Genomic DNA, 11,099 nt, shown 5'->3' on the forward strand with positions numbered 1-11,099 from the left:
CCATGAAACTTTCTTCCTTCACGAAGGATGGCCGCGCAAGTTGGGGCCTCGTCACCGAAAACGGTATCGTCGATCTGGGCAAGCGCGGGCTGGCGCCCACCTTGCGCGACTTCCTGGCCCAGGGCGACCTCGCGCCGGCCGCCGCCCTTGCCGACAGCAAGGCGGATTACGCCTTTGACGATGTAACGCACGCGCCGGTGATTCCGAACCCCGACAAGATCATCTGCGTCGGGCTGAACTATCACGACCACATTCAGGAAACCGGGCGTGAGGAAACGCCGAACCCGGTCCTTTTCGCCCGCTATGCGGGCAGCCAGATCGGTCACGGCCAGCCGCTGATCAAGCCGCTGGAATCCGACCAGTTCGACTACGAGGGCGAGCTGGCCGTCGTCATCGGCAAGGAAGGCCGCCGCATCCCGGAAGCGGAGGCGCTGAACTATGTCGCCGGATATGCCTGCTACAATGACGGTTCGATCCGCGACTGGCAGAAGCACACGCACCAGTTCATGCCCGGCAAGACTTTCGCGGGCACCGGCGCGTTCGGCCCGTGGCTGGTGACGGCGGACGAAATCCCCGATCCATCGAAGCTCCATCTCCAGACGCGGTTGAACGGCGAGATCGTTCAGGATACCGAACTCACCTTGCTGATCGCCTCGGTGCCGCGATTGATCGCCTATTGCTCGACCATCCTGCCGCTGCTTCCCGGCGACGTCATCGTTTCGGGAACGCCCGGCGGCGTGGGTGCGCGCCGCAATCCGCCCCTGTGGCTGCGCGACGGCGATGTCAGCGAAGTCGAGATCTCGAACATCGGCACTCTTTCGAATAAGGTGAAGGCCGAGGCCTGAAGCCCGAGAAGCGCTTGTATCTCATGCAACCCGGACCGCCATGACGGCGAGCGAAAAACAGGACCGAAAATCCGAGACCGTGCGCGCATTGACGCGCGGCCTCGCAATCCTGCGCCATGTCAACGCTGTCGGCGAGGCCCGGCCCGGCGAGATCGCCAATGCACTGAGCATCCCGCGTTCCAGCGTCTATCGTTTGTTGCAAACGCTGGAAGAGGCCGGCTATGTTGCCTTTTCCGCCAGCGCCAACCTTGTGCGCGTGACCCGGCTCGCGGCCTCGCTGGGCGACGGATCGGCCCTGAGTTCCCAGATTTGCCAGATCGCTGCGCCGCTGCTGGCGGAATATGCCGCGCAACTGGTCTGGCCGCTTGATCTGACCGTTCACCACAGCGCTGCGATGGTCGTTCAGGAAACGACGCATGGCCGCTCGCCGCTGTCCATCGACCGGGCGATGATCGGTTCGCGCCTGCCGATGCTGCGGACGTCCGCGGGCAGGGCTTATCTGACCTTCTGCGACCAGGCCCAGCGTGAGCTGATCCTGACGCATATCCGGCGTCTGGGCGAGCCGGCCGACGACCCCTTTCTCGAACCGCTATGGCTGGCGCGGATGATGTACGAAACGCGCGAGCGCCGCGTCGCGCTGCGCGATGCGGGGGAGTTTCGTCCGCATACGGCGTCGCTGGCCGCGCCGATCATCGCGGCCGACGGTATCGTCGGTTGCATTTCGATGATCTGGATACGAAGCGCCCTGAACACGCGCGATGCCATCGAAAGCTATGCTACTCCTCTGAGGGAACTAGCCAGCCGGATCGTTGCGGCACTTCCCGCCCGTCCACATGCGGTACTAGGCACACCATGATGTGGCGCAGGTGGCGAGGCATGTGGCCCAGCGAAGGGATCATGCCGGGCACTCCATTCACCTCAGCCAGGAGCAGTGGCCAAATATCACACGCATCTCTTCTCCTTGAAACTGTGCGAGCCCACCCCCGAGTTGTCTGTTGCTTTCGCGAGGGCACTAGTGGTTTAGGATAGCGGTGTCAAATTGCTGCCTCCAATGAATGTCTGCATCGGTGACTGCAAGCCCCCGCGACAGAAAATAACACTCTAAAACAACAGTTTAGCGGGATTTTTGTTGTCTATGCGACATGCAAGATTCTTGCTGTGGAAGAGCGCGACCGACAAGGGCCGCATGGATTAGCCATCTGTAGCTATTTATGGCTATAAGTAGCTACAAGAGGTGATTCATGGCGAAAAAAGAATGGCATTTTCCGCGTAGCGCGTTTGCGGCGAGCGTCTATGGCGTCCTCGTTGAAAGCCCGGCCTCCGCGGTCAGCCTCTTCGGGCCGCGCCGAACGGGCAAGACGGAGTTCCTTCAGCAGGATCTGGCGCCGCTGGCGGAGGGCAGGAAGCACCGCGTCGTGTATGTCAGCCTGTGGCAGACGGTCCAAGCGCCGATGGCGAGCCTTCTCTATGCTTTTGACAGCGCCTTGCGCGGCGGCAGTCTGACCGACCGGATCAAAGACACCGCGCGCAGACTGGCGCCGAAGTTCAAGCTCAAGGCGCCAGGAACCGGCGCAGAGATCGAAATCGATGTGGGTGCGTTGCGCGGCAAGCCGCAGGACAATCATCTCCTTTTGCTCGATCAGTATTGCGAACGCCTTGCGGATGAAAAACACCCGACCATTCTGCTGTTCGATGAGTTTCAAGAACTGGCGCGCAGCGAGAACAGCGCTCCGATCGTTGCAGCCTTGCGAACCAGCCTGGACAAGCGCCATGGCAGTCTGTTGTCGGTTTTCACCGGCTCATCGCAGGAAGGGCTGAGAAAGGTTTTCAGCGCCAAAGATGCGCCATTCTATCGTTTCGCTACGCAAATGACCTTGCCGGAGCTGGACGAGGAATTCATCGATCATCAACTGGCTGTCTTCAAAAGCAAGGCAAAGCGTAAGATCGAAAGGACTGATGCGCTGGCGGTCTTCGACAAGATTCAGCGAAACCCGCTTTTCTTTCAGCAATGGCTCATCGCGCTGATGGTCCATTCGGAGCTGACTCCGGCTACCGCAATCGATCATGTCCTTGCAGACATTGGGGTGCAGTTTGACTTCGACAGGATCTGGAGGGGCCTGAGCGGGTTACAGCGCGCGGTTCTCAGACTTCTGGTCGAGCAAACAGAGCAGATCTACGCGGAAGCGTCGACCGCACGCATGGCGAGCCTGACGGGAAAGTCTGCCCCGTCGAACGCAGCGGTCCAAACAGCGATCAGGCGCCTCTCCCGTCTGGGCATGGCGGAAAAATGGGAGAACACCTGGCGACTGAACGACACCCTGCTCGAAGTATGGGTTCGGGGGCGGCCGGACACCGACTTCAAGGACGGGAGATAGCCACAATTAGCCAAGGATGGCTATAGCGTTGCATGTGGAAGAGGTGAGCCTGTCAGGCCGGAAGGCTGGATACAGTCTGCGGCACATCGGCGTGGTCCCTATGAGGCTCAGGCCTCATTGATTAAGATAGAATGTGACGGTTGCTGCGATGCAGATGGTCGAAAAGAAGGCGTGGTCGTATCGTGTTGCGATGCGCCTCCAGTCCTTGAGTCTGCCGAACATGTTCTCGATCCTGTGGCGCTGGCGATAGAGCCTCTTGTCGTAAGGCAGCGGCTGCTTTCGGGTTCTGTTTGACGGAATGCACGGCTCTATGCCCCTTTCGATGAGGGCTTGTCTGAACCAGTTGCTGTCGTAGCCTTTGTCGGCGATCAGGTTGGCCGCAGGTGGCAGGACAGCAGGCATGAGGCAGAGCCCCCTTGTGGTCACTCATCTGGCCTTCGCTCAGGAGCAGAGACGAGCGGTCGTCCCTTCTCGTCGCAGACAGCATGCAGCTTCGAGTTCAGCCCGCCTTTGGTTCGCCCGATACGACGGGGAACATCCCCTTTTGAAGAAGGTTCGCCGCCGTGCGGTGGGCCTTCAGATGCGTGGCATCGATCATGATGCGTTCAGGTTTGGGCCTTCGCCGGCGAGGCTGGCGAAGATGCGGTCGAACACACCCTGCCGGCTCCAGCGGATGAAGCGGTTGTAGAGCGTCTTGTGCGGACCGTAGTCCTTCGGCGCGTCCTTCCACTGCAAACCGTTCCTGATCACGTAGACGATGCCACTGACCAGGCGCCAATCATCGACGCGCGCAACACCATGCGGCAGCGGGAAAAACGGCGATATCTGCCCCATTTGGCGCTCGCTCAGCAAAAACAGATCACCCATCACAACCTCCTCAATGGAGACTGTCAATCACATCTCAAGTCATATTAATAGCTCATCATCCTAGCTCTGGATCAAGGCGTCGCGACCAAGACGCATGTGCTGAACCTGCTGCATCTTCTGATCGATGGGAAGACGACTGACGGCTCTGACATTGACACGCCACAGGCACTGACCTTGCTGCCTGAACCCAAGGCCAATGTGGAACGCTACAATGGTTTGCGGGTCCGGATCGTGGGAGGTCGCCATGCGTCATGATCCCGCCAGCGCCGCCGTCGTCATCATGCTGCGTAGCCTGAAGATGTATGGCATGGCCCAAGCGGTCACGGACCTGATCGAGCAAGGCGCTCCAGTCTTCGATGCGGCCGTGCCGATCCTGTCCCAGTTGCTAAAAGCCGAGATGGCTGAGCGCGAGGTCCGCTCGATAGCCTATCATATGAAGGCTGCGCGCTTCCCCGCCTACAAGGATATCTAAGGCTACGATTTCGCCGCCAGCGAGATAAAAGAGGCGACGGTTCGCCAACTGCATCGATGCGAGTTCATGAACGGAGCGCAGAACATTGTCCTCGTCGGCGGGCCGGGCACAGGCAAAACATACGTCGAGACCGCCCTCGGCGTCCAGGCTATCGAGCATCACTGCCGAAAAGTCCGCTTCTTCTCGACCATCGAATTGGTCAATACGCTCGAGCAGGAGACAGCCGCCGGCTGGCAACCCGCGATGACAAAACCGCAGACAGTTTCCTCGGCTTCGTCGATGTCGCCTGCATCAGGCTATGGCTCTGCCATTTGTCAACATGACCTAATCCCTTCTGGCATGCTTGTTTCCAGATGTCGTAAGTGGGGAGAGTGATACGTCGCTGGTATAATTCTCGCGCATGAAATTGATGAAGTTATCCTGGAACTGGCGCGTATGGGCGTGGGCCAGCTGATCGGCCAGGTCGACATCCTTCGCGCGGATTGCTTCAAACATCTGATTGTGTTCATCCGTCAGAAGATAACTATCCTGTGTTCTCTCAATATACTCAAAATGAAGATGCAGCATGCGCTGGCCTTGATTGAGTAAGCGCTCATAAAATGATGTAAAGTAGGGGTTCTTTCCGGCTTTGGCGATGGCAAGATGGAATTGCTTGTTGGCTTCTGACATCTCCAGATAGTCGTTGGCTTGAACGGCAGCCTCGAAGGACTGCTGACGGCTGGCGATCTGCTTCAGGTCCGCCGCTGTGCGCAAGGCTGCTGCCAGACGCGTGGTCATTCGCTGGGCAATATCCAGCGCCTCGACATATTTGGGAAAAGTCCTGACCTCGATAGGCGCAACAATGGTGCTGCGGTTCGACAGCGTTACGACAAGCTCTTCCCCCGCAAGCCGGATCAATGCTTCCCGCACGGGCGAGCGTGACATGCCGAAACGCTCTGCCAGCGTATTTTCATCCAGCAGTTGCCCCGGCTGAAGCGTCAGCGTCAGAATTTCATTGCGCAGGGTTTCATAGACTGTTCTCCAGCCAGACCCCTTCACCTGTCTCTTATCCATCCCGTTCGACCTATCTCACGCCGTTTTCAAGCGAATCCATAGCGCGTGAAATTCACGATGTCGACAATCAACTTTCCGCTTGACACGGATGATCTGTTGCCGCCAAACTCTCTACGGTCGACACTGTGACGACACAAAATCAATAAAGGCAATAAGCCGGGGATAAAACGAGCCATTCAAGATGGCTTTATTTCGGGAGAGAGTCATATGTTTGCTAAAACTTTCGCGCCCGCAATGTGTGCGGCGTCTGCCTTGGCGCTCGTCGCCGGGCTCTCCATGACTTCAGCAGCGGCGCAAACTGGCGATGGTTTCTGGCAGGGTGTCCAGAAAGCGGGCACACTGCGCTGCGGCGCAGCCATCGATCAGCCTTATGTCATGCGTAACCCGGCGACGGGTGAGTATTCGGGGTTTTTTGCGGATTTATGCCGTGAATTCGCTGAAGTCCTGAAGGTTAAGCCTGTATTCGTCGATACGACCTGGGACAATATCGTCGCAGGCCTTCAGGCTGGAAAATGGGACGTTTCCCTTGCCCTGAGCCGCACGCCGGCCCGCGCGATGGCCATCAACTTCTCTGCACCTGCGATGGAGTATCAAACCTCCTTCGTCTACAACAAGAACAATACGAAGATACCTGAAGGTCTGGTGTCTTTCGCGGATCTCGACAAAAAGGATCTGACGTTTGTCGTGATGTCCGGGACGTCTCAGGACAAGACTGTGTCCGAGGCGATCAAGAACGCTCGTATTCTTCGCCTGCCATCAACTGAAGAGACGCGTATGGCGCTTGTCTCGCGGCGGGCCGATGTACTCGTTGCTCCGTCAGATACCAATGCTATTTTTGCAGGCATCAATCCAGACTGGGCCGTGCTGTTCAATCCAACTCCGGCGCTGGCCGAATATGGCGTGGGCTTCGGCTTGCCGCGGCATCTGTCGTATTCAGATGTTCAAGTGGCGAATATCTTCATTGAGCAGCTTCGCGCTGCTGGCAAGGTTAAATCGTTCATAGACAAGGCAACGGCCGAAGTCATCGCCGGTCAGTAAAGCCAAGAGCGCGGCTGTTCTTGATGGCTGCCGCGCCTCCTTGCCGTCTATCGAGAGGCAGACATGGGAAATACTATGACAGTCGCGCCCGCGCAGGGCGACGGCAGTGCCCTGTTGTGCGTAAAAGGTCTTCGTATGGGCTATGGCCCGGTTGAAGTGCTCAAAGGTATGGACATCGAAATGAAACCCGGTGAGCGCGTCGTGCTGATCGGGCCAAGCGGCAGCGGCAAGAGCACGCTGCTTCGCGTCATGATGGGCCTTGAGCAGATCCAGCACGGTCAGATTACATTCGGAGGCGACCCTTATATTACTGCTGATAAGGGGAAGACGAAGATCGATATTGGTGTTCGCAAGAAAATCGGTATGGTCTTCCAGCATTACACGTTGTTCCCTCATCTCAGTGTATTGGGGAACCTGATCCTTGCGCCGTGCAAGGTGGCCGGCGAAAGCCGTTCATCCGCCTCCGAGCGCGCGCGGGCTCTTCTTGAGCGCCTTGGACTGTCGCACCGCGTCGATGCATACCCGGCGCAGCTTTCCGGCGGGCAAAAACAACGTGTCGCCATTGCCCGCGCACTCATGCTCGATCCCAAGCTCATGCTTTTCGACGAGGTGACATCGGCGCTCGATCCTGAATTGGTTGCCGAGGTCGAACAGGTCATTCTGCAGCTTGCGGCCCAGAATATGCCGATGATGATCGTCACGCACGATATGTGGTTCGCCAAGAATATCGCGTCGCGCGTTATCTTTGCCGCCGAAGGCAGGATCATCGAAGACGGCCCGCCGGAGCAGGTGCTGGGCAACCCGCGCGAGGAACGCACACGAGAATTCCTTGAACGCGTTTTCCATATCAAGACTTGAGGGGCGCGATGAACTACACGTTCGATCTCGGCGCTGTGACGCGCAACTTCGATGTCTTGCTGCAAGGGCTTTCGCTAACCCTGCAACTGACAATAGCTGCTAATATAGTCGGGCTGATCCTTGGCTTTCTGCTTGCGTTGATGCTTGTCAGCCGGTTTGCACTGGTGCGGGGACCAGCAACGGCATTTGTCGAGTTTTTCCGCTGTACGCCGGCGTTGATCCAGATCGTCTGGTTCTTTTACTGCGTGCCGATGCTGTTCAACGTATTTATCGGCTCGATAACAATGGCCGTGCTGGCGCTTGGCCTGAACCTTGCCGCCTTCAACGCCGAGGCTTATCGGGCAGCCATTCAGGCCGTGCCTCGCGAGCATGAAGATGCAGGGATAGCGCTTGGTCTCTCGCCATTGCAGCGTGTTCTTTACATCATTCTGCCATCGGCCATCAGAGCTTCTGTACCGGTCTTGCTGACGAATGGCATCGGAATATTGCAGCAAAGCGCGCTTGTTTCCATCGTTGCTGTTCCGGATCTGATGTACGAGGCCAAAACCCTTGCAACCGAGACATATCGCCCGATCGAAACCTTTACGATCGTCGCGCTGATGTATTTCGCCATCTCCCTCCCGGTCAGTCAGCTCGTCGGCTGGCTGGAGCGGCGCAGGCCCGCGTGACCCGGAGGAACAGCCATGATGTCCTATGATTTCAGTGTCGTTCTGCGCTTCTCCGATGCGCTGACACTTGGCCTGGTGATGACGCTCAAGCTGACGGTGTTGTCAATCCTGATCGGCTCGGTGATCGGCTTTGCGGTGGCGCTTGCGCGCACATCCAGCAACGGCGTACTGCGTTTTATCTGCGCGACCTATGTCGAATTCTTTCGCGGTACGCCGGTGCTCGTGCAGTTGTTCTGGATCTTCTTCTGCCTCCCGCTCATTCTGGGGGTGGAACTGTCAAACCTGGTCTCGGGCGTTATCGCGCTGTCGCTCTATATGGGCGCGGTCTCGTCCGAAACCTTTCGGGCCGCTCTCAGAACAGTCGGTCCCGAGCAGCATGATGCGGCGATTGCCCTCGGCCTGCCGAGCCATGTCGAGGTGACTTATGTGGTGTTGCCACAGGCGCTTCTGCGCGCCGCGCCGCCGCTGCTCTCCAACTCCGTCAGTCTGTTCAAAGAAAGCGCGCTCGTTTCCGCTGTCGGTCTGGCTGATCTCATGTTCGTTGGCCAGAACATCTCGAACACCACCGGGCGACCCGTGGAAGTTCTGACGATCGTTGCTCTGATCTACTTCGTCATCGCTTTTCCCATCACCCGGGTGGTTACGGTTTTCGAGCGCCGAATGCTCAGAAAACTGAAAGCCTGATCTCTCTTTTCATAAAGGAAAGTACGATGAAACTTACAGGTATTCTTCCTGCGCTTGTCACGCCTTTCGACGCCGATGGTGCTATCGATTTCGCGGCTTTCAAGGCCTTGCTGACCGATCTTCGCGCCGCGGGCGTCTCCGGCTGGGTGCCTTGCGGGTCGTCGGGAGAGTACAACTTTCTCTCCGATGCCGAGCGCGATGCGGTTCTGCAATTCGTCAAGGATTTCGCCACTCCTGATGAAATCCTGATTGCGGGCACCAATGCGCCCCACACCGCCGGCGTCATCGCTAACACCCGGCGCGCGAAGGAAATTGGCTACGACACTGTTCTTCTGGCCACTCCATTCTATACCAAACCGACACAGGCCGAGTTGATCAAGCATTTCGAGACCGTTCTCGATGCTGTCGACGTCAATATCGTGCTCTACAACTATCCGGACAAGGACGGCGTTGAGCTTGGCTGGGAGGTGCTGGATGCGCTGGCGGATCATCCCCGTGTCATTGGCATCAAGGAAAGCTCGGGGTCGCTGCAGCGCGCTATCGGCATCTCCACGCGGTATAAGGATCGGCTCCAGCTTGTGTCCGGTTCGGACGATATCGCGCTGGATTTCATGATCTGGGGCGCCGATAGCTGGATCTGCGGGCCGTCCAATTTTCTGGGCAAGGCCGTTTGCGATCTGGACCGCACCTTCCGGTCCGGCGATCTGGTCAAGGCCAAGGCGCAGATGGCGATCCTCTATGCTGTTATGAACATTCTGGAATCCGGAAAGTTCGTGCAAAAGCTCAAATATGGTTGCGAGCTTCAGGGCACGCCTGTCGGCCAATGCCGCGCGCCGCTCGGGCCGCTGACCGACGAGGAAAAGGCGCAGTTCCGCACTGCCATGGAACCCATTCTGAGCTGGGCATGATTGATCGCGGCGGGCGGCAAAAGGTCGCCCGCCATCACCATAAAATGGGGAGAGGGTGATGGCGACTGTCATCATCGGCGCGGGTATCATCGGGACCGCCCTTGCATATGATCTGCAACGCCGTGGCCGTACTGTCGTGCTGGTGGACCGGCACGCACCGGGGCGCGGCGCGTCATATGGCAACATGGCATCGATAGCGGTGACCGAGTTCATGCCAGCGTCGAGGCCATCCATCTGGAAGCAGATACCCGGCTGGATGCTGGACCCGGAAGGTCCTGTCCGGGTGCGCCCGGCGTACATGCCCAAGCTTGCGCCGTGGTTCATGCGCTTCATCGCGGCGTCCCGGCCTGCAAAACTGCGGGTGCTTGAGGAGCAGGGAGCCGTGCTGTGCAAGCGCGTTCACGAGGATCTCGGCGCACTGCTGCGTGAAACTGGCCTTGAGGCGGAGCTGAGCGCGGAGGGTTGCCTGTCGCTCTATACCGATGAAGCGGAGTTCAGGGCAGATCGCGATCATATCGAAATTCTCGAACGTTTCGGTTTCGAGCACCGCGTCCTTACCGGCGCGCAGGCGCGTGAACTTGAACCTGATCTGTCGGAAAACATCGGCATGGCCGTGCTGTTTCCCGATAACCGCAGCCTGCGTGATCCTTATCGGCTTGTGCTGAAGTTGGCCGAGAAGTTCGTGGCGTTGGGCGGGCGTATCGAGCAAGGTGAAGTGGTCGGTTTCGAGCGCTCTGAGGCCATTCGGTCTGTTATTCTGAAGGACGGGCGCCGTCTTCCCGCCGATGAGGTGGTGATTGCTGCCGGCGCATTTTCGGGCCGGTTGTCGCGGATGCTTGGCGAACCGATACCGCTTGAAACCGAGCGAGGATATCACACGCAGATCATGTCTCCCGGCATTGCGATGCGCCATTCGATCATCTGGCCAGCTCGCGCCTTCATGGTGACGCCCACTGCGGGCGGAATCCGTGTCGGCGGCACGGTCGAGATGGCGGGGTTAGACAGTGCGCCCGATTACCGCCGCGCCAAGATCACTCTGAAACGCGCGCAGACGGCACTTCCGAAACTGAAAGCCGAAAACACAACCGAGTGGATGGGCCATCGTCCGGCGTTTCCGGATACGATACCCGTGATGTCGGCTTCGGCGAAAACACCCGGCGTCTTCTACGCCACGGGTCACGGCCATCTTGGGGTGACCTATGCGGCAACCACGGCGCGGCTGATGGGCGACCTGATAACCGGTGCGACGCCGCCGGTGGATATGACGCCCTACCGCGTCGATCGGTTCTGAGAGAAAGGCAAAGGCCTGTAATCCTTCGCCAAACGACGAT

The 11,099-nt window shown here is 58.4% G+C and carries 10 protein-coding genes and 4 pseudogenes; 12 read left to right on the forward strand and 2 right to left on the reverse strand.

Features of this window, described 5'->3' with window-relative positions; translation table 11 throughout:
* Window positions 1-2 precede the first annotated feature (2 nt).
* The 3 genes from FHS81_RS12315 (at window position 3) to FHS81_RS12325 (ending at window position 3,220) form a co-directional block, all read left to right on the forward strand.
* Entirely contained in the window at window positions 3-845 is an 843-nt protein-coding gene (locus FHS81_RS12315) for a fumarylacetoacetate hydrolase family protein (RefSeq protein ID WP_183753365.1), read from the forward strand.
* 40 nt (window positions 846-885) lie between these two features.
* Entirely contained in the window at window positions 886-1,701 is an 816-nt protein-coding gene (locus FHS81_RS12320) for a DNA-binding transcriptional regulator (protein ID WP_183753367.1), read from the forward strand.
* A 385-nt stretch (window positions 1,702-2,086) separates the two neighbouring features.
* Window positions 2,087-3,220, forward strand: a complete 1,134-nt coding sequence (locus tag FHS81_RS12325) for an ATP-binding protein (RefSeq protein ID WP_183753369.1) — start codon at window positions 2,087-2,089, stop codon at window positions 3,218-3,220.
* A 114-nt stretch (window positions 3,221-3,334) separates the two neighbouring features.
* Here the strand turns inward: FHS81_RS12325 and FHS81_RS12330 are convergent.
* Window positions 3,335-4,087, reverse strand: a pseudogene (locus FHS81_RS12330) (IS5 family transposase).
* Between the two features lie 60 nt (window positions 4,088-4,147).
* On the opposite strand from FHS81_RS12330, the pseudogene FHS81_RS18990 reads away from it, so the two are divergent.
* The 3 pseudogenes from FHS81_RS18990 to FHS81_RS12345 form a co-directional block, all read left to right on the forward strand.
* A pseudogene (locus tag FHS81_RS18990) lies at window positions 4,148-4,342 on the forward strand (IS21 family transposase); the annotation flags it as partial.
* Window positions 4,332-4,790, forward strand: a pseudogene (locus FHS81_RS12340) (ATP-binding protein); the annotation flags it as partial. The pseudogenes FHS81_RS18990 and FHS81_RS12340, both read left to right, overlap by 11 nt.
* Window positions 4,778-4,882 (forward strand): annotated as a pseudogene (locus tag FHS81_RS12345) (IS5/IS1182 family transposase); the annotation flags it as partial. The pseudogenes FHS81_RS12340 and FHS81_RS12345, both read left to right, overlap by 13 nt.
* A 1-nt stretch (window position 4,883) precedes the next feature.
* On the opposite strand, the gene FHS81_RS12350 reads toward FHS81_RS12345, so the two are convergent.
* Window positions 4,884-5,612 carry a GntR family transcriptional regulator gene (locus tag FHS81_RS12350; RefSeq protein ID WP_183753373.1) on the reverse strand — a complete coding sequence of 243 codons (729 nt, stop codon included), beginning with the start codon at window positions 5,610-5,612 and terminating at the stop codon, window positions 4,884-4,886.
* Between the two features lie 207 nt (window positions 5,613-5,819).
* On the opposite strand from FHS81_RS12350, the gene FHS81_RS12355 reads away from it, so the two are divergent.
* From FHS81_RS12355 to FHS81_RS12380, 6 genes are all read left to right on the forward strand, one after another.
* Window positions 5,820-6,650: a substrate-binding periplasmic protein gene (locus FHS81_RS12355; protein WP_183753375.1), complete on the forward strand. Its 831-nt coding sequence runs from the start codon at window positions 5,820-5,822 to the stop codon at window positions 6,648-6,650.
* Window positions 6,651-6,785: 135 nt separating this feature from the next.
* A complete protein-coding gene (locus FHS81_RS12360; RefSeq protein WP_246375002.1) occupies window positions 6,786-7,508 on the forward strand; it encodes an amino acid ABC transporter ATP-binding protein in 723 nt (240 codons plus the stop codon).
* A gap of 8 nt (window positions 7,509-7,516) precedes the next feature.
* Window positions 7,517-8,176 (forward strand): amino acid ABC transporter permease, encoded by a 660-nt coding sequence (locus tag FHS81_RS12365; protein WP_183753379.1) that lies wholly within the window; start codon window positions 7,517-7,519, stop codon window positions 8,174-8,176.
* A 15-nt stretch (window positions 8,177-8,191) separates the two neighbouring features.
* Window positions 8,192-8,860 (forward strand): amino acid ABC transporter permease, encoded by a 669-nt coding sequence (locus FHS81_RS12370; protein ID WP_210281667.1) that lies wholly within the window; start codon window positions 8,192-8,194, stop codon window positions 8,858-8,860.
* A gap of 26 nt (window positions 8,861-8,886) precedes the next feature.
* Window positions 8,887-9,768, forward strand: a complete 882-nt coding sequence (locus tag FHS81_RS12375; RefSeq protein ID WP_183753381.1) for a dihydrodipicolinate synthase family protein — start codon at window positions 8,887-8,889, stop codon at window positions 9,766-9,768.
* A gap of 58 nt (window positions 9,769-9,826) precedes the next feature.
* Entirely contained in the window at window positions 9,827-11,059 is a 1,233-nt protein-coding gene (locus FHS81_RS12380; protein ID WP_183753383.1) for an NAD(P)/FAD-dependent oxidoreductase, read from the forward strand.
* Window positions 11,060-11,099: the final 40 nt, after the last annotated feature.

The sequence above is a fragment of the Pseudochelatococcus contaminans genome (assembly GCF_014195635.1).
Taxonomy (GTDB): domain Bacteria; phylum Pseudomonadota; class Alphaproteobacteria; order Rhizobiales; family Beijerinckiaceae; genus Pseudochelatococcus; species Pseudochelatococcus contaminans.